Below are 17,037 nucleotides of genomic sequence, written 5' to 3' on the forward strand. Positions count from 1 at the left end.
CGCTTCTGGCGTGTCGCGTCAGTTGGCACAGCGCAGCGGCAGGTCCTAAGCAAGGTTGGCGCGCAAATTTGCCGTTGTGTATCGTTTGATACGTCGCGATTTGGTCTGCCTTGCTACTGTTTCCCGAACAATGGGGAGCGGGCATGGACCGGCAAAAGGAAGCACTTGGGCAGTTCGAACACCCGGACTGTGCGAATTGCCGCACCCCCATGAGATGGTTTCGCTCGGATCTGGTGCGAGATACTCTAGAACCGATAATCGCCCACCTTTTCGTCTGCCCCAACTGCAAGCGCGCTCAGCGGAGCGATACAGCCCTGACCGCGGTTCGCGGCCCGCCTGACAAATTGGCGATCCCGCGGTTTCGTGTCTTAAGGGGTGGAAAGTAGACACACCTCAGTGGCCGTCCTCTTTGTTCCCGCATGCAAGTCCGCTGATGGCCTGAAGGCCTAGATCGCGATGGCGTCAGCCGCGTCGGGAGGTGAGGCGAGACCGGCCACGGCGGCCAGCAGTTCGACGCTCTTGACGTTAGCAGGCAACTTGTGCCGCTGGGCGACCGCCTGCTAGGAAAGTGCTGATTTCCGGGAACTACTTAGCCGCCTGCCCCTACAAACTCTAATTGCCCGCTGGCACGCCTGCCAAGCTTAGGCCCTCGTAGATGCGCTCGCGCTGGGCCAGGAAGGTCGGGTTTTCACTGCGTCGCTCGTTTCGAAATCTTGCAACAGTAAAGTGCGGGTCCAGCTCGAGGCCGGCATTCCGCTCCTCCCGCGCATCGGCAGCGCGGCCGCTCAGCGCGAACGCCGCGGCTAGAAAAAAATGAGCCATCGCGACGTTCGGATTCATGTCGACCGATTTGCGGAGCCGATCCAACGCTGAGTTGAGCCTGCCGAGGAACAGGTCGGCGATACCGAGTAGGGCATACCAGCGATCGAGCGCAGGGTCCCGTGGGCTAAGCCGGATCGCCTTTGTGAGGTCAGCTTCTGCCTCTTCAGCTCGCCCCAGTAGAACCTTCAAAAAGCCTGCATCAGCATGGGCCCAAGCTAGATTACGATCGAGCGCAATAGCGAACTGAAGTTCGCGCAGCGCGCGTTCCGTCGCGCCTGAGACATGGAGGAGATTGGCGTGAACGAAATGGGCTAAAGCGTTGGAGGGAGCAAGCCTCAGTGCCTCAGTGATGGCCATGTGGGCGATACGTAGCTGTTCGTCCCGATTGGTCGAGGCGAAGGTGCGAAGGTGGTTGCCATGATAGAAAGCAAGACCGACCAACGCCTCGACGTTGCGATCGTCCAACCGGAGCGCCGCGTCGAACAGGTCACACGCGGCGCTGTCGCGGCGCAGCGACAAGGGTTGGTTGAGGATTGCCCAGCCGCGCATGGCCAAGTCCCCGGCATCCATATTGTTCGGTCGTTCGCGTTCGGCGCGGCGGCCCTCTGCTGCAACGAGCTCGACACCCACGGTCCGGGCGAGGCGCGTGGTGATTTCGTCCTGCATGTCGAAGATATCGGCGCGCGGCTTGTCGAAGCGCTCGGCCCAGAGGTGTGCGCCGGTTTCCGTGTCGATGAGCTGCGCGTTGACGCGAATGCGGTCCCCGCCACCCTGCACGCTGCCTTCCATCACGTAGCGCACACCAAGTTCTCGCCCGATCACCCGGACGTCCACTGGCTTGCCTTTGAAAGTGAAGGCAGTGTTGCGAGCTATGACGAAGGCGCCAGGAATACGCGACAGGTCGGTTGTGAGGCTTTCAGTGACACCGTCGACGAAGTAGTCCTGCTCGCTGTTGCCATTGAGATTGACGAAGGGCAGGACAACGATGGAGAGCCGCGGTGCGACGGTCGTGTGCGGCGCCGCTGCTGCGGGGTGCGCGGCTGAAATCGAATAGATCTGCACGAGCTCGGCGATGTTCTTCAGTTGCTGCTGCCCGCGATCTTGCGCAGCGATATCGAGTTTGCCACGTACCTGGTCATAGGCCGCACTGGACAAGCAAATACCACCAGGCTCGGCAATCCCTTCGAGCCGCGCAGCCACATTGACACCATCGCCCATGAGGTCGCCATCGTCCTCCACGACCACGTCACCAAGATTGATGCCGACGCGGAACTCGATGCGCCTGTCCTGTACGAGGCCAGAGTTGCTCTCAGCCATGACCTGTTGCATATCGATGGCCGAACGAACTGCATCCACGACCGAGGCGAACTCGGCCAGCAAGCCATCCCCAGTCGTTTTGACGATACGCCCGCGATGGGCGGCGATCATAGGATCGATGAGATCCTTGCGGATGGTCCGGAGGCGATCGAGCGTGCCTTCCTCGTCAATTCCCACAAGCCGACTGTAGCCGGCTGCATCGGCCGCCAGGATTGTCGTCAGCCGTCGGTTTGGCCGCTCGATCGCCAAAGCTCTCTCCTGGCTTGTTCGGGGCCAGTCTACGCATTTGGGTGCAGGTGCCAAGGGAGTCGACGATGAGGATCGCGGTCGAAATGTCCGTTGATCGCCCATCACGTCGGTTGGCACACCGCAGTGACATGTCTGGAGCGAGAGGTAGAGCGGAAGTCGTCCCAAGTCCGGGTCCGACCGCCGCCTTTGACCCAATGCAGAAGTCATCTACTCGGCCCGACAAACGCCGCCCCTGCTTCGGTATGACGTAGGCCAGCAATCGCGCCGGGGGTTGAAAGCGCGAATAGAGGGTGCGTTCAGGCCGTGCGTCACTGATGGTCATTCGTCGAACGCTTGATTGCTCCCATCGATCAACTGTGTCATCGGCACCTCACGAACACGTGTCCCGCAACAGAGCATGGACGCGAAAATCACCATTGCAGTACGACCGTAATTTCATATTATGACCGTAATGGCATTGAGCTGAGCCGCTGTTTGGCGGCAGCGGCATGCCGCCTAACAGCTCTTTGCGAGGATCTCATGGAAGACATGATCGCCACTGCACGCCAGTTTGCATCGCGAGACACCACAGATCTCACCTCGCTTGGGCTCGCAGCCGCTGCAGCAGCGGTTGGCAACGGCGACATCACGTCGGAAGTCTACACTACTGCGCTTCTGCAGCGCGCCCGAGCGCTTGCCGAGCTGAACGCCTTCATCACCATCGACGAGGTCGCTGTGCTCGAGGCCGCGAGGGACGCGGACAAGGCGCGTGCGGCCGGCTCGGCGGCCCCGCTCCTTGGCGTGCCCCTCGGGGTGAAGGACAGCTATTTGACGAAAGGACTGCCTACCAGCCTGGGCGTCGAAGGCCTCTCTCATTTCGTGCCGCGCGAAGATGCCGACGCTGTCCGGGCCATTAAGGGTGCGGGGGCTTTGGTCTTCGGCAAGAACAACCTCGTCGAGATGTCGTACGGCTTGACCGGTCACAACGCACGTTACGGCCAGGTGAAGAATCCGCACGCACGAGATCGCGTGTCGGGCGGCTCGTCGAGCGGCTCCGCCGCATCCGTGGCCGCTGGGCTCGTTCCCGCGTCCTTGGGCGGTGACACCGTTGGGTCCATCCGGGTACCCGCATCGTTCTGTGGCGTCGTGGGCTTCAAGCCAACGACCGGGCGTTGGCCGCGCTACGGCGTTGCGCCGATCTCCCATACGCTCGACACGACGGGCGTATTCGCCCGAAGCGTTGAGGACTGCATTCTGGTGGATCAGGTCGTGACTGGTGAAGAGGCTGCGGAGTTCTCCGACGGCAACGGCCTGAAGGGAGCCCGGCTGGCCTTCGCGCCGCGACAGTTCCTGGATCTGGTGGACTCCGAAGTCGAGACCCGCTTCCGCGTGGTGGTTCGGCGGCTGCAGGAGGCCGGCGCCGAGGTCGTTGAAGTAGACCTTGGCGAAGACTTCAATGCCCTCGTCCAAACTGCGACGTGGGGCATCTTCGCTCATGAGACGATGGGCGCAGTTTCGGAATTTCTTCGCCGCCATGACATTCCGACCACGTTCGAGGCCATTTACGAGGGCCTTAAGCCCCAACTTCGGCAGGCGTGGGGGCACATCGTACTGCCAGGCGGTGCGGGCGCTACCTCGGCAGAGGCCTACCAGACAGCGCTCAACGTGAGCCGCCCGGAAATCCAGCGACGGCTCAACACGGCGTTCGTCTCTCATGGGGCGCTGGTCATTCTGCAACCGACCACGCCCTGCACGGCGCCTCTGATCGAGGAGCGGGCGACCGTCCATATCGCGGGGCAGGAAGTCAGCTACCTCGCTTTGGCGAACCACACCGTGTCGGCGAGCAGCGTGGGGCTGCCGGGTATCAGCCTTCCTGTTGGCTTGTCTCGCGCGGGGCTGCCGATTGGGCTCGAGCTGGATGCTCCCTTAGGGCGCGACCGGGAGCTTCTAAACCTTGCCCGCGGCATCGAAGGCATCTTGGGCGGCAAGTCGAGTGCGATCTAACGAAGTGGCCGCTTCGCGTGGCGAAGGGACCGCCTGCAAACAACGACAACCGATTAGAGGATCAATAGATGGCCAATGCACTGCACTCAACGCGGCCATTCCGGTCGAGCACGTCACCATCCGCTCAACAAAGCCTTTCGAGGACGTTCGTGCCAAGCTCGCGACCTTGGCACCCCGCATCGATGACGGGATCTTCACTCTCCTGCGATACGGTGAAGGCACGCGCGCGCTGCGAGAGTTGGAGGCCGGTCCGCCGCTCACCATTTTCAGTCAGCGTGACCATGGGGCACTCCTGGCTATTGCTGGGCTGACGCGCCGATCCATCCAGTTCGATATCGGAAATCCGCTCACCGCAGCCAAGATGACCCGCCATCAACTGTCTGCGGGGCTATATGCGCCCATTCGCGTCCTATTGCGCGAGGATGACGATGGCGGTGTCGCGTTTGAATATGATCGACCAGCATCCGTTTTCGGTCAGTTTGGCAGCGATAATGTCGATGCAGTAGCCCAGCAGCTTGATCGCGACCTCCAAGCCCTGTTGGAAGCGGCTGCAGCCTAACGGCTGCGGGATATTGGTGGAGTGGAGAGAAGATGCGTTTTGAGAAAGGTCATAAAGCAGCGACGCGACGGCACATCATCGATGTGGCGTCGAAGTGCGTGCGCCGAGACGGCATCTCCGCCGCCGGGATCGCCGGGATCATGGGCGAGGCCGGCCTGACCAAAGGCGCATTCTCTCCGCACTTCGAGTCCAAAGACGCGCTCGTTCGCGAGGCGCTGGCGAGCGCGCTCAGCGACCAACAACATCGCCTCGATGAGGATCAGCGGAGGGGCCTGGCCCTCGAGGGGGCGATCCGGAGATACCTCAACCGCGCTCACCTCGAAGACCCGGCGGAAGGGTGCCCTTCGGCGGCGTTGCTCCCGGAAATCGCCCGCCAGCCCCTGTCCACTCGGCAGGACTACGAGAAAGCGCTGCGAAGCTACGTTTCGTCTCTGGCCGCACTGCTTCCGGATGCCGATTCTGCAGCGAGCCGCCGCCGCGCGACCGCCATCTTCGGCCTCATGGTGGGCACCCTCCAGTTCGCGCGGGCCGTCCCCGACGCTGTCCAGGCGGACCAGATCCTGGAAGGCGGCGTTGAGGCCGCGTTGCACTTGGCGCGAGTTTGATCTTGCTAGATTAGGAAGGGCGGAGAGGTGCGAAAAGACTTTCCTTTCTGGCCCGTCGCCGACCTTCGTTTGCAGGGCCGCTATGTCTGACTTGAGGAGATAAGCCGACCTCGGTCCATGGCTGATAGAAGCTGCAGGGTGTCTACCGCCACACCTTGTCGATTCACGCGCTCAAATATGGTCGCAACCGTGGCGCGGTCCTCGATCGTCGAATACTGCACCGGCACTCGCATTTCCTTAAACACGGATTGCATCTCATTAATGCGCTTCGCGTCTTCGTCCTTGAGGTCTTTGGTTGCTGCGCGCTAGGGGACGGTGTCAAACAAGGCTTTCAGAGGAAAATACCTGCCTGGATCTGCTTCCGAGTCGGAGAGTGCAACGAATTGCGTCTCCTGTGCGCCGCTCTCGGCCTTCCCTCTCGAAGAAGATGTTCAGCCTGGGGCAACGACCCTAAACCAGTCGCGCATGGTCTGCCGATGCGCTCGACCTGTTCAACAGGAACCCGACTTTTCGAGTTCCTTTATCCGGAGCTCATTTACCCGTGCGCATTTAATAATGCGCGAACAACCAAAACTGTGAACTGGCTCTCACAAGCAAAGCGCCGTCTAGCGTAACGTAGCGATAAGAAGCCAGTGATGTAGCATCGCTACCCGTCGAACAGGCCGATTGCTGCATACTTGGTGGTGCTTTTCGTCCCATGGGGCTTATTTTTGCAGGAGCATCCGAGATGCAGACGCTTGGACAGACTGCGCATTTCAACATCCAGTACGACGAAACCCTGCTCGGCCCCGATGGCAATCCGAACGCGATCTCGCGGGCTCAGCGAGTCCTGGGAGTCTGTGAAGCTGAATTCGGTCTCTTGGCTAGCTGGTATAAAATCACGGATGGATTTGGACCCGACAATCGCGTCACAGTTCAAATCATTGCGGACTTTGCAGCGGGTGGGGCAAGCAACAACGGGTACAAGGGAGGCAACACGATCATCAAGATCGGCAACCAGACGGCAAACGCGAACGCGATTGCTGCAGGTCAGAGCAGCTGCATGTCTTTTGTGGCTGAATTGGTCGAGGTCCTTGCCAGCTATCGCAACCAGCACGGAAACGCCGCCTGGAACGCGAGTAAGAGCGATGGCGAGGGCCTGTCGTTGCTTTGCGCCCGCGAGCGCTTCGGAACAGGGTATTCACTGTTTTTCGGAACGCCATGGGTGAACAGCTGGTTGCAGTCCAGCCGCGACACGCGGTGGATCAATGCCTCCGAGAACACCGACAAGAATCCGCTCAGCTTCGGATTGTCCCTGCTGTTTCTCTACTATCTCAAGAACCAACTGAACCACTCCATTCCGGACATCATTGCTGCGGGAGGGGACAGCCTTGCGCAAACTTATCAAAACCTTACAGGCAAGAGCGACGCAACCGCAGCCTTCTCGCAATTGATCAATAAGTATTTCCGGCCGGGGAGCACGCCCCAGCTCGCCACCGAAAATCCTTTTCCACTCTTGGAGGGATTGCGGCGGGAGGTAAAGCTCTCGCTTGACCCCGAGGGAAAGCCGTTCCACGTGGATGAAGGGGTGGCGTTGACGTCACCCTTCTTCACCTGCCCAAAGGATCTCTACAAGTGGTTTGTCGACAGCGCTCCGAAGAAAGTGACTTGCGTTGCGACTGTGCGTGGATTTGGCCTTCCCATATACCGATGGCGAGTTAATGGGGTCGACCTGAATCCACCGGCGCAGCTGGACCAGCCAAACGTGCAGGGATCCATCACGGTCCAGGCGACAGTGGCGACCGATCATGCAGCCCAGCCATCTACGTCAGCCCTGCAGGACGTCCTCATCAACTATGGCGTCGGAGAAGACGATTTCAGTTCGAACCTGGTCTTTGACTTGCCGGGAGTCGTTGGCCACGTCGATTTGTCAATCGAGGCAAGCGCGAGCGAGCGGTTTGCGTCGAGCGACGTTAGTTGGACGGCTCAAAGTATAACCGTTGATAACGAAAGTCTTCATTGGGAGGCACGTTACTACACCGACCGAGAGCGCTGCATGAAGCCCTTCCTTGATGTTGCGGCACGTTATATTCGGTCCGACCCGTTCTTTAGTTTGGTGAAGTCGCTGCCGGATCCTCCGCAGGAATATACTCGAGTGATTAGAGAGCTAACACAGGCCTCCGCTCAGATTGCTACTCTAGCGCAGCACGCGCCCGACCAGGCACGAGAGTTGCGCCACGCTATGTCGTCGGCGCTGGGTATAGCTCCTGCCGTTTTGGACGAGCTCGGCAAAGCGAACATCAGGTCGACCGCGGTGCCCCACGAAGTGCCGGAGACCCTCCTAAAAGGAATGGGTCAGCAGAGTGGCTAACTATCCTGATAGTCATGCACTGCCCGCAATACCAGCGATGAAGCGGTTAGCGGCGCCATTGTCAGCGACTTAGCCTTTTCGCACGCCTTAGCGATTCGACGATTGGTCCGATCCTTTCATCCACCGTCTTGTTGCTTATGCTGAAGGATATGCGATCCGTGCTCCTAGCCGAAGCATCAATGCGGGCCTTTTGAAGATTTGAAAGATGCTCATCCTCAGGCCAGAGCTCATCTTGGATATGGCAGAAACCAACCGTTCTGCGAGGGTGAAACCAACAGAAGTTATTACCCGTTGATCCAAGTGCTACGTGATGCTTGTTGGATGACAGGCGTTCCTCGAGCCCAGCCGCCTTCAGGGCGGTTGCAATCTTGTCCATGACGGCCAATGAAGCAAAGTCGCGCTTCTTCTCCCAATACTTCCGATCCGTTCGTTCAGCCTCCTCCGAAGTATGTGCTTCAGGGGTCTCTCCGGTAACGTCCAACACAGTGACGCCATGAAGAACCACGTTGCTTTCGTCCAGCTTAAAAGCTCCGACCTGCACTGCGATCATCGGCACTGAACGATTGAGGACCCGTAGCACGTTGAAAAACGGCTCGTGATTCCCTCTGCGACAATTACGGCTCTGTGTTCTGACCCGGGACGACGCTGCCGCTCAACACCCCAATATTCGATGGTGCGGATATGTGGTTCTCGTCCAACGCTCCCAGCATTACCTCTTCTTCGTAGACGGTGTCCGCTTCCTCCGAGTACATCAGGAAGTCGCTCTTGCCGCCATGCGGCTGACGGCGCTCTCGCGCGAGACTTCAAGCTCGCCCAGACCAAGTATGCTGGTATCGTTCAATATCTGAGTCTGGAGCCACTTCTCGACCAACCCAGCCGCGCGAAGTTCAACCGCTTCAATGTTTTTCAGCGCGAAACCCGTTCCTGAGCTGCACCTCGGTTCCGAAGACACGGGGTGTGTTATGGGCATGCTCGGCGACTTTGGCCCTGCGACATGTCGGCAGCCTGCCAGGCCGGCATGACTCACAATATTCGAATGTCAACTCGGCGGAGAGACCGGCCGTCTATTCAGGATCGCGCGCTCATTGTCGTTCGTCGTTGCACCTCGGAACACAGCAACAAATCGATCGCCTTGCCAAAGCTCAACGTCGTGCTCGGCATGCATTTGCTCGGCTCGACGCCGCGCCGCCTGCTCGTCAATGCAGTCGAGCTTCGCCACGCAGATCACTTGTCGGCTGCTGTCCACCACGAATGCTTTGTACCGCATTCCGCAATCCGATCCCAACGGGGACCGTCATCGTAATTGAATGTCCGTCTAAGGCGGTGGGCAAACTAAGTGTGGGCGGGCGGAACCTTTGTACGTGTGGCAATTCGGCTATACTTGGAATTCATCGATCGCGCGGCGACACGCGTACGTGCCTAGCTATTGCGCTACCTCACTGGCGTAATCTCACCGCGCGCCGAAGCGTGCGGCTCGAGCTTAGGATTGAGAAGCCACCAAGCATTATCAGCAGCATACCTGACCAAGTTGCCGTCCAGCTGCGTGCCTCGTCGTGCGCGTCTGCAACGCGCGCGCCCACTAGCAAAGCTGGAGGGGAGCCGGCGAGCGCGGGCGCGAGGAGCTGCTCAACGTCGACTTGGCCCGGCACGGAGTGCTCAGGCGGAAGCCGCCGGCTCTGCGCTGACGTCTTGGCGTTGCCAATATCGAGCACGGCAGCGGCATCAGCCACCTTGATTTCGGCTGCAGGCGGCTGAAACGGCTCGGCCGGTGCGGAGCGCAGCAACTCCGCGCGCGCATCAACCACCGCGCTGTGCCTGGACTGCGCAGTCCCGTTCTCGTCCAAACTGGCGGTGCGATCTTCGGCCCCGCGATGACGAACTGTCTTCTTCACCTTCGCGACACCCTCGGTCAGGAACCAGCATTTACGGTGACCGTCGAACCGATAGACCCAATGCGCCCGGTCCGCGGTCGTGTTGCCGGGTCGCGGCAAGCATTGCGGTTGCGCCAAAGAGGTCGCTGCGGGCTCGCGAGGAGCGGCATTGAACAAGTCGGCAAACGGGTCGGAGACCGCAGGTGTCGCCGAAAGACCTCCAACAAGAGCCAAACCGGCGAAGCAAGATCGCAAATGACGGGACATCAGAAACTCCCGGTGTTGCGCCCCACCCGCCACGACCCTTCGCGCCTACATGGGCCGCCATGCGGCTCAATTCCGGCGGCGCCATGGATTCATTGTGCGCCTGAACGACATCCCGGTCCGAATTGAAAACCCAGTGCAGCAGCCGAGGTTGCCAACCGTTCGGGAAGGTTTGCTCCCGACCGAGGGAGCGGCACAAGTCGGGAACTCGGGTCCCACGCGAATGCGCAAGCTGTTCCGCCGCCCATCATTAAACCGGCCCAGCGTTGTGTGCCGCTGGGGCGATCGCATTTCCATGTGCGACCTGACTACCATTCTGGATCGTCGAAGCCGCCGTAGTCCCGAACGATGTACTCTCGGGTGAAGCGCTCGACCGGACGCCAGCGCTCGTGAATAACGATGGTTGCAGTCGGCGGCCTCCAATAATCAGGATGGATGACGATGGTCGGGGATGGCGGGTAGGGATAGCGGGAATGAATGCGCCAGCAAAAATCCCCCTGGCATGCGATGGCGGCCGAGGCGCTCGCGGCGGAGAGGGCCAGGAGACCGGCAGCGGCGCTTGTTGCAATAAGAAGTCTCACAGGCGTGGTATTCATTGTCTTCCTCCTCCTTCTTCATTTTACGCACCGTAAACGGCCGTGCTTGTCGCTTCGTTTCAAAAAGTAAAATTAAAACAGGAACGCAGGAGTTCGACCGCTGCCCACGGCGCAGCCGAGGGGCCTGCGTTTGCGGCGCAGCACGCGGTTCTTGGAGCAACCGGATCCGACGATAGGCCTTAGCGTAAACGAACATCGCAAACGGACCACCGGTACGGTATCGTAGGCGAGCTCTCGCCCGACGGAGGCGCACATGAAGCGCAGCTGGTCGATGTTGATCGCCGTCGCTGGGGTGGTGATTGTGTTCTTCTCCATGCTCGCCATTCGGGAGCAGCGCGCCGGCTTCGATGCGTTTGGCAAGCAAGGGGCACCCGCAGGCGTCGATCTATATGACGATCCCGCTCTCCGGGAGATCAGCGAGCGTAGCCCCTACATGCGCAACGAGCGCTGAGTCGGCTTGCTTCCTGCGGCGATCCCAGGCACCCATCACAAATCTTCCCGCAGGCCTTGAAGATCGGGTGGCCGGACCTTCTTCTCCGCCCACTTCGCGCGGTACTCGACCTCGGCCAGCAGCTTCGGCGCGACCCGGAGGCCCTTTGGGCGATCCGCTTAGCGACGAAACGCGTGCCCCGTGAGCCTGCTTCGTTGGCATCCGTCCATGCGTTGCGAAAGTCGGCATCGGCGGCCATCATCGCGATGCTGCCCCGCCCATCCAGAACTTCAGATCCGATGCCACTCAGCCACTCCGAGAGACGGCGCAACCAATGCTCGGAAGAGACCTGCGGTTTGATAAACCTCAATCGTTCCGCCCAATCCAAGGCCTCACCCGCAACGGGAACTTGCGTAAACAATGAGCAGCTTGACACCGCTTGTTCTGGAACGAACTGTCGCACGCAGACATTCTCCAACTCACGAAGTGAAGGAGAATAGGATGCGCAAGTACTTGTTTGCTGCGGCGATCGTGAGTGCAATCGCGACACCCGCAATCGCGGATGAAGTCGGTGTCGGCGTTCAGGCCGGTCCGGTCGGCGGAGGCGTCACAGTCGGAGAGTCTCACGAGCACCGACCCGTTGATCGGGACCGCACAACGGTCATCAGGGAGCCTGAGCATAGGGAAAGTGACAGAACGACGGTCATCAAGAAAGAGAATGAGGACGGCAGCCGAGAGAAAACCGTCATTCATCACGACAACGACTAACAAATGTGCCCGGACCACCGTCCGGGCTTTTCTTTTGCCTCGCGACACAGAGACGATTCGTTTACTTCGCTACTTCTTACTCGGATCGTCTGCGGGATTGACGTAAGTTATCCCGAGTGGCCCTTGGCCATGAATTTGAACAACGGAAGGACTACTTGTCCAACCATAGTGGTTCATTTTGGCAGGCGCTTCGGCGTATCCGCCCGCTGTTAGCTCGATCGCTTTCTTCTCATCGAGTTTGTCGCCCATTCCGATGTGAAAGTTGCCCGATATGACGGTAGCGCCTTCATCTGTTGGATGATTATGGGCGGGAATTTTATAACCGCTTGGCATTCTTAGGCGGAGAACGAACAGCCCTTCTTTGGACGGGTCGCCCGAGAGTACCGCGATGTCGGCCCCCTTCGGCAAGGTGGGTGGTGCTGCCTCCCATTTAAGCTCACCAGAGTTAATCGGCATTTTCATATCATCGGCAATGGCTGTGTTCACACCTGCCAGGACGAAAGCCGAAGCGAGCAAGCGACTGAGCATGATCTCCTCCTTTTGGTGAGCGACCATCGTGTGCCAGCGGTGAAGCAAGTCAACTGAAAGTTAGCCTGCCGCTGCTGCATTCTAACGATTGGAGGCCTTAGCAGATTTATGATCAAGAGTGACAGCTCCGCTGACCTTGGCTTGCCAACGCTCGGACGAAACATCGAAGAACTCGGCCCGTTGCATTTTCTCGCTCGAAGCTTACTCAGCTACTGCTCCAACCCACGAGCCCATGTTTCAGCTTAACGCTGCGTGGGTTAACCACACCAAGCGAGCAGCCTCATTTTGGACCAACTGATCATGACCGTTGGGCCGCTCTGCACGGGGAGCCGCCACGTGATTAGAATCGTCGTGCTTGGAGTGGCTTGCCTAGTTGGACTGGGCGCTATTGCTGCAGCCGCGAAGAAATCCGGGCCGCCGCCCGCGGCCGATGTGGTCATGCCAATAGTAGCCGGTAACAAGGCTGATCGCCTGCCATTCACAATCAAAGTGGATATGCCAGCTGCCGGTGAGCGCGCGGATGTTGCGTACGTCCAGCCTGGCGAAGAAGAGCAAGCTGATTTACCGCCATCCGCACCAAAGCAAGTCGCTCTTCCACCGCGTCGCGACTTTACGCCTCGTCATTGGCACGATCCCCATGACCTGAACGCCAGGGCCGCAAACAAAAGAGCCGACGCCGCGAAAGGACCAAGAAAGGGCGCGGCTGATCAGCCTCTAAAGCAGGCTGAGGCTAAGCGGTGCCGTTCGGACGGGCTGGATCCCCTGTTAAGAAAGCTGAACTTATCGCCGCCGTGCGATTCATGACCCCACCTCTAGTCGCCCGCTGCGCAATGGTTCTAATCAATATTGATCTGGCGGCTCATTCGCCGTTAATGATTGATTCAGTTTGCAGCATGATCATTGGGGAGCGACAAGGGATGCGATCATGCGATTGCGCCAGGCGAATACCTTGGAAGAGATCGAGGCGAGGGTCGCTGAAGCCAGCGAAGACCCAATGGCGCGTGTGACGCTGAGCGCGCGGGATTTCTCGAGTGCCAGCCGAGAAGAGGTTCTTGCATTATTGAAAGCAGACGGCGATCGAAAGCGCACCAATTGGCTGGTCGCAGGCGCGGTGATCGCTGGTTTTGCGTTGGGATGGGCTGCCGGTTTTGGTCGGTACGGTCCTATAACTTTCGCGTCGCTCAATTCAACCACTCAGACAGAAACGCCTTCGCGTCGAATCGCCGAAACGAAGTCAGGCCGCAGGACCGGAGGCCCGCGAAAGACGGTATCGACTTTGGCTTTGCGAACACCGCCAGGCGTAAGTCAATTCTCCGCGGATGGAGCGATCATTTCCGCCGAACCTACAGCCACATGGTCCGACAGGCCTCATCAATCCGTGGACGTATCGAGCACCGTTTCTCAGGCCATCGAAGCAGATATGACGGCGACCGGCTCGATAGCGCCCAGCGGGCCTCTCATGCCTGCCCCGGAGACAAGACCAGCAACCATTGAGGGTTGGACCGTTCTTGACGTTCGCGGCGGAACGGCGGTTCTCGGAGGGCCCGATGGGGTTCGGATGGCAATGCGCGGCGATACAGTTCCCGGCATCGGGCGAATCGATTCGATCGTGCGTTGGGGCAACCGGTGGATTGTAGCGACAGCTAGTGGATTGATCTCGACTCCGTAAACGGCGCGCAACGCCCGCGGGGGAGCGGACCTGTCGTCCATCTGCGAGAGGCATTCGGGATGGGCCAACGGCAGGCGTGTAAAGCCATCGGCTGTTGCCGCATCACCGTGAGATACCAAACCACCCGGGCTGACGATAGCAGCCTTCGCCAGCGCATGCGGGCGATCGCCCAGGAGCATCGCCGCTTCGGTTATCGGCGGCTGCATGCTCTGCTCAAGCGGGAGGGCTATCTGATTAACCACAAGAATGGGATGGCCTCTACCTTGGTCGCCGCAAGGGCGATGAGCTGATCTACGCGGGCAAAGTTGATCACGGCTTTTCGCCAGCCGACGCGAAGGAGCTTCAGAAGAAACTCAACCCGCTGATGCGCAAGACACAACCCTACACGAAGCGCATCGCGCATCGAGGCATTTGGGGTGAACCGCAATTGCTGGCGCAGATCGAGTACAGGACCAAGAGCGCCGAAGGAAAGTGCGGCATCCGCTCTTCAAGGGATTGAGGAAAGTTTTGGGATGACTGATGCGTTCGACCAATGGAGAGAATGGGCGGGAAAGCCTCCGGGTGATCGGCGCACGAGCCCGGCTGAATCGTACCACGCTGTCATGGACCTTCCGCCTGAGGATCGGTTTGACCGTGAGAAGGTCAACGAGGCGGCGCTCAACAATGACAAGAGTCTGTCTGGATTTACGAGCATGGTCATAGGCGCGCGGCGATGTGGATTGGATAAAGGTCTTTGCCACCTAGGAGGCCGCAAGCGCATGGCTTGCCGAAAACGATCCTGAAGGCGTGGCGTGGACCCATCCGATTGAACGGGAGAGACAGTGATGACCAGCGTGGGGTTGTATGTCAGCGCTGCCGCCCTTCGATCCGGCTAAGTAAGCCACGGCTCAGAGCTCGCTGTAGATCGGGATCGAAGCGGCATGTGCGTCGACGACTTCGACGACTTTCTTTTCCAGCGGGAGATCGCCCTTGCGTTCCGACCATATCTTCTTGAAGCGCTGGACGATTTCCGCGGCCGTGTCGACGGCCAGCTTTTCCGAGATCTTCGCCTTCGCCGCCAGATGCGTGAGCTCGTCCTTGGAGAATTCGGTCATCTTCTTCGTGCGCGAGTAGTTCAGCGCCATCTTGTCGTCCGCGATGTAGGGTATCGTAGATAGCAAATCGTAGGCGGGGGACAGGACGGGCGTGCGGCGGTCGGGGTAGATCAACGACCAATTCTTCAGATGCATGTCGGCGTTTCCGATCAGCGTGCTGAACACGAGGCGTCGGACAAACTCGGCAACGCCGGCTTCGCCGGTCTCGATGCCGAGAACGCGCGCGATGCTCCGGTAGTTGGCCTTGTCGTACTTCTCGTCCGGAAACACGCCGAATACCTGCGCGAAGTCCTCCATGTGGACCGGTCCGTCGGCGGAGCGGTCGAACCGCTTGACGGCGAGCGCACGTCCCTTCAGCTCGCCGATTCCTTCCGGAAGCCCCTTGATCGACTCGACGTCGATCAGTTGGAGCTCGGGCACTTCCATGCCCATCTCCTTCGCCAGGGTCATCATGGAGAATTCGTTTTCCGGCACGCCCGGGTACTGATGGGACGGAAGCTTGACTATCCACGAACCGCCGACGCCCTGGACGGGAATGGTCAGCTCGGCGTTTTTGGGATCGTTCTTGAGCGCGGAGAACTTCAGCTGCACGCCCGCGAGCGAGAAGCGCAGCAAGTTCTGCCGCTCGTCCGGTGTGAGATCCTCCTCGACTTGGGAAGGCAACGCTTCTCCTTCCGCCGGATGGACTGACAGGGCGCCCGGGAGGTCCCGGCCCAGCATCCAGAGAAGAAAGAATTCGCGCTTTTCCTTCACGCCCGCGCGTTCCGCGAGGTAGCGACGCAGCGGTCCCTCCGGCAGAAGATTGGAGAAGAAGGGCGGAACGACCTGCTGATACGGTTTGAATGAGGTGAGCAGATTTCCGAACGTGTCCTTGAAGGACAGGCTCAATGTTGGGCGTGCGGCGTCGTCGATGTAGCTCTGGTTGAAGGCGAGCAGCGACCGGTCGCCCTGTATGAGCGTGAGGGTCGCGATCGGGTTGTCGTGCAGGCGTACGTCCAGGACCGATACGTCAGGCATCGTCATCCTCTTCGTCGAGAGCGTAGGCCGGGCGGGGGGCTTCTACGGGATGCGCGATCCGGTTGCGTAGACCTTGCAACACGCCTGCCGAATTTTCCAGCACTGGGTTGGGGATAGGTTCGGCGCGATAGCCTCGCAGTGTATCGACGACGTCTTGGACAAGGTTCAGGTCAGTTTTCGAAAGATGGACCTGCTTCAGAAAGCGCAAGTATTCGGCGATGTGGTCGAGCGCAGCGGAGCTACCGTGGCGCTTCCTTTGTCCGGAAACGATGCGTTCGGCCTTCACGAAGAGGTTTGAGGGTCCTTCCTCAAGGGAGAATTCGTTGAGGTTTGAGCGCAGGATGCCCTCCACCGCGGGAAGCAGCTTCTTGGGCACGAGTACGACCTCGAGGTCGAGTGCCCGGACCATCTGGATGAAGCTGGACAGGCCCGGTTCGACCCGGCCGGTCTCTATCTGGGAGATGTGCGCCTGGGTCAGACCCGATCGGACCGCCAACGCACGCTGGCTTATGCGCTCTTGCGTGCGTTTCGCCTGGACAGTCCGGACAAGCTCTTCGCTCGGATACGACATGATATATAATCCTAATCAAAGGATTGTTTCGATAAGAATGATATATCACTGCCATGCCTCCAGTTTCAAGCTCGATAACTATTCTTATCGTCACGGGCGTCATGTTAATAATAATATATCAAACAAGTAGGACAACCAAGGACGCGACAACGTAGCTCCATTTCTCGAACGCCATGGTGAGCCGGCTCTGAAGCCCCACATGTCGGTTCCCGGCCGTCGATCCCACCGGAACACTCACTTTGGGATTTTCGCGCGAAAACCCCGATTGGGCTCCGCGAGCCCAGCCAAACTGCCGCGGGCAGAACACGGAGGTAGAACGATGTACGCCGACACGGAAGGCTATT

The 17,037-nt window shown here is 59.4% G+C and carries 16 protein-coding genes and 3 pseudogenes; 9 read left to right on the plus strand and 10 right to left on the minus strand.

What is annotated here, in order from left to right; all coding sequences use genetic code 11:
• Nucleotides 1-612 precede the first annotated feature (612 nt).
• The gene (locus tag IVB54_RS40195) at nt 613-2,388 is read right to left on the minus strand and encodes an adenylate/guanylate cyclase domain-containing protein (protein WP_247777636.1); all 1,776 of its coding nucleotides are present in this window, start codon (nt 2,386-2,388) and stop codon (nt 613-615) included.
• Between the two features lie 519 nt (nt 2,389-2,907).
• On the opposite strand from IVB54_RS40195, the gene IVB54_RS40200 reads away from it, so the two are divergent.
• From IVB54_RS40200 to IVB54_RS40215, 4 genes are all read left to right on the plus strand, one after another.
• Entirely contained in the window at nt 2,908-4,371 is a 1,464-nt protein-coding gene (locus IVB54_RS40200) for an amidase family protein (protein WP_247777637.1), read from the plus strand.
• 4 nt (nt 4,372-4,375) lie between these two features.
• Entirely contained in the window at nt 4,376-4,930 is a 555-nt protein-coding gene (locus tag IVB54_RS40205) for a DUF302 domain-containing protein (protein WP_247376863.1), read from the plus strand.
• A 32-nt stretch (nt 4,931-4,962) separates the two neighbouring features.
• Nucleotides 4,963-5,535 carry a TetR/AcrR family transcriptional regulator gene (locus tag IVB54_RS40210; RefSeq protein ID WP_247777638.1) on the plus strand — a complete coding sequence of 191 codons (573 nt, stop codon included), beginning with the start codon at nt 4,963-4,965 and terminating at the stop codon, nt 5,533-5,535.
• A gap of 727 nt (nt 5,536-6,262) precedes the next feature.
• Nucleotides 6,263-7,885: a hypothetical protein gene (locus IVB54_RS40215; protein WP_247777639.1), complete on the plus strand. Its 1,623-nt coding sequence runs from the start codon at nt 6,263-6,265 to the stop codon at nt 7,883-7,885.
• A gap of 61 nt (nt 7,886-7,946) precedes the next feature.
• Here the strand turns inward: IVB54_RS40215 and IVB54_RS40220 are convergent, their stop codons facing one another.
• From IVB54_RS40220 to IVB54_RS40235, 4 genes are all read right to left on the minus strand, one after another.
• Entirely contained in the window at nt 7,947-8,435 is a 489-nt protein-coding gene (locus tag IVB54_RS40220) for a hypothetical protein (protein WP_247476693.1), read from the minus strand.
• 489 nt (nt 8,436-8,924) lie between these two features.
• Nucleotides 8,925-9,152 (minus strand): hypothetical protein, encoded by a 228-nt coding sequence (locus tag IVB54_RS40225; protein WP_247282199.1) that lies wholly within the window; start codon nt 9,150-9,152, stop codon nt 8,925-8,927.
• Nucleotides 9,153-9,321: 169 nt separating this feature from the next.
• On the minus strand, nt 9,322-10,023 hold the full coding sequence (locus tag IVB54_RS40230) for a hypothetical protein (protein ID WP_247476681.1): 702 nt from the start codon (nt 10,021-10,023) through the stop codon (nt 9,322-9,324).
• A 305-nt stretch (nt 10,024-10,328) separates the two neighbouring features.
• Nucleotides 10,329-10,616 carry a hypothetical protein gene (locus IVB54_RS40235; RefSeq protein WP_247370437.1) on the minus strand — a complete coding sequence of 96 codons (288 nt, stop codon included), beginning with the start codon at nt 10,614-10,616 and terminating at the stop codon, nt 10,329-10,331.
• Between the two features lie 253 nt (nt 10,617-10,869).
• Here IVB54_RS40235 and IVB54_RS40240 point away from each other — a divergent pair, with 253 nt between their 5' ends.
• Nucleotides 10,870-11,067 (plus strand): hypothetical protein, encoded by a 198-nt coding sequence (locus IVB54_RS40240; protein ID WP_247300081.1) that lies wholly within the window; start codon nt 10,870-10,872, stop codon nt 11,065-11,067.
• A 35-nt stretch (nt 11,068-11,102) separates the two neighbouring features.
• Here IVB54_RS40240 and IVB54_RS40245 read toward each other — a convergent pair.
• A pseudogene (locus IVB54_RS40245) lies at nt 11,103-11,213 on the minus strand (DNA ligase); the annotation flags it as partial.
• A gap of 334 nt (nt 11,214-11,547) precedes the next feature.
• Between IVB54_RS40245 and IVB54_RS40250 the strand changes: the two are divergent.
• On the plus strand, nt 11,548-11,814 hold the full coding sequence (locus tag IVB54_RS40250) for a hypothetical protein (RefSeq protein WP_247351119.1): 267 nt from the start codon (nt 11,548-11,550) through the stop codon (nt 11,812-11,814).
• Nucleotides 11,815-11,883: 69 nt separating this feature from the next.
• On the opposite strand, the gene IVB54_RS40255 is transcribed toward IVB54_RS40250, so the two are convergent.
• Both IVB54_RS40255 and IVB54_RS40260 read right to left on the minus strand, forming a co-directional pair.
• Nucleotides 11,884-12,342 carry a cupin domain-containing protein gene (locus IVB54_RS40255; RefSeq protein WP_051113032.1) on the minus strand — a complete coding sequence of 153 codons (459 nt, stop codon included), beginning with the start codon at nt 12,340-12,342 and terminating at the stop codon, nt 11,884-11,886.
• A 369-nt stretch (nt 12,343-12,711) separates the two neighbouring features.
• Nucleotides 12,712-12,897 (minus strand): hypothetical protein, encoded by a 186-nt coding sequence (locus tag IVB54_RS40260; protein ID WP_247300085.1) that lies wholly within the window; start codon nt 12,895-12,897, stop codon nt 12,712-12,714.
• Between the two features lie 370 nt (nt 12,898-13,267).
• Between IVB54_RS40260 and IVB54_RS40265 the strand changes: the two genes are divergently transcribed.
• The 3 genes and pseudogenes from IVB54_RS40265 to IVB54_RS40275 all read left to right on the plus strand — a co-directional run.
• A complete protein-coding gene (locus IVB54_RS40265) occupies nt 13,268-14,011 on the plus strand; it encodes a hypothetical protein (RefSeq protein ID WP_247452978.1) in 744 nt (247 codons plus the stop codon).
• A 10-nt stretch (nt 14,012-14,021) separates the two neighbouring features.
• Nucleotides 14,022-14,256, plus strand: a pseudogene (locus IVB54_RS40270) (IS3 family transposase); the annotation flags it as partial.
• Nucleotides 14,256-14,527, plus strand: a pseudogene (locus IVB54_RS40275) (DNA ligase); the annotation flags it as partial. The pseudogenes IVB54_RS40270 and IVB54_RS40275, both read left to right, overlap by 1 nt.
• Nucleotides 14,528-14,898: 371 nt before the next feature.
• On the opposite strand, the gene IVB54_RS40280 reads toward IVB54_RS40275, so the two are convergent.
• The gene (locus IVB54_RS40280) at nt 14,899-16,122 is read right to left on the minus strand and encodes a type II toxin-antitoxin system HipA family toxin (RefSeq protein WP_247476699.1); all 1,224 of its coding nucleotides are present in this window, start codon (nt 16,120-16,122) and stop codon (nt 14,899-14,901) included.
• On the minus strand, nt 16,115-16,693 hold the full coding sequence (locus IVB54_RS40285) for a helix-turn-helix transcriptional regulator (RefSeq protein WP_247777640.1): 579 nt from the start codon (nt 16,691-16,693) through the stop codon (nt 16,115-16,117). The genes IVB54_RS40280 and IVB54_RS40285 overlap by 8 nt, the downstream gene beginning before the upstream one ends.
• Between the last annotated feature and the right edge of the window lie 344 nt (nt 16,694-17,037).

Source organism: Bradyrhizobium sp. CW1, assembly GCF_023100665.1.
In the GTDB taxonomy this organism is placed as follows: domain Bacteria; phylum Pseudomonadota; class Alphaproteobacteria; order Rhizobiales; family Xanthobacteraceae; genus Bradyrhizobium; species Bradyrhizobium canariense_D.

Excerpts from the sequence above, each read along its gene's own strand:
- IVB54_RS40285 (WP_247777640.1), bottom strand. The coding sequence starts at position 16,693 with ATGTCGTATCCGAGCGAAGAGCTTGTCCGGACTGTCCAGGCGAAACGC.
- IVB54_RS40210 (WP_247777638.1), top strand. The coding sequence starts at position 4,963 with ATGCGTTTTGAGAAAGGTCATAAAGCAGCGACGCGACGGCACATCATC.
- IVB54_RS40225 (WP_247282199.1), bottom strand. The coding sequence starts at position 9,152 with ATGCGGTACAAAGCATTCGTGGTGGACAGCAGCCGACAAGTGATCTGC.
- IVB54_RS40215 (WP_247777639.1), top strand. The coding sequence starts at position 6,263 with ATGCAGACGCTTGGACAGACTGCGCATTTCAACATCCAGTACGACGAA.
- IVB54_RS40255 (WP_051113032.1), bottom strand. The coding sequence starts at position 12,342 with ATGCTCAGTCGCTTGCTCGCTTCGGCTTTCGTCCTGGCAGGTGTGAAC.
- IVB54_RS40200 (WP_247777637.1), top strand. The coding sequence starts at position 2,908 with ATGGAAGACATGATCGCCACTGCACGCCAGTTTGCATCGCGAGACACC.
- IVB54_RS40265 (WP_247452978.1), top strand. The coding sequence starts at position 13,268 with ATGCGATTGCGCCAGGCGAATACCTTGGAAGAGATCGAGGCGAGGGTC.
- IVB54_RS40250 (WP_247351119.1), top strand. The coding sequence starts at position 11,548 with ATGCGCAAGTACTTGTTTGCTGCGGCGATCGTGAGTGCAATCGCGACA.
- IVB54_RS40240 (WP_247300081.1), top strand. The coding sequence starts at position 10,870 with ATGAAGCGCAGCTGGTCGATGTTGATCGCCGTCGCTGGGGTGGTGATT.
- IVB54_RS40235 (WP_247370437.1), bottom strand. The coding sequence starts at position 10,616 with ATGAATACCACGCCTGTGAGACTTCTTATTGCAACAAGCGCCGCTGCC.
- IVB54_RS40230 (WP_247476681.1), bottom strand. The coding sequence starts at position 10,023 with ATGTCCCGTCATTTGCGATCTTGCTTCGCCGGTTTGGCTCTTGTTGGA.
- IVB54_RS40280 (WP_247476699.1), bottom strand. The coding sequence starts at position 16,122 with ATGCCTGACGTATCGGTCCTGGACGTACGCCTGCACGACAACCCGATC.
- IVB54_RS40220 (WP_247476693.1), bottom strand. The coding sequence starts at position 8,435 with ATGATCGCAGTGCAGGTCGGAGCTTTTAAGCTGGACGAAAGCAACGTG.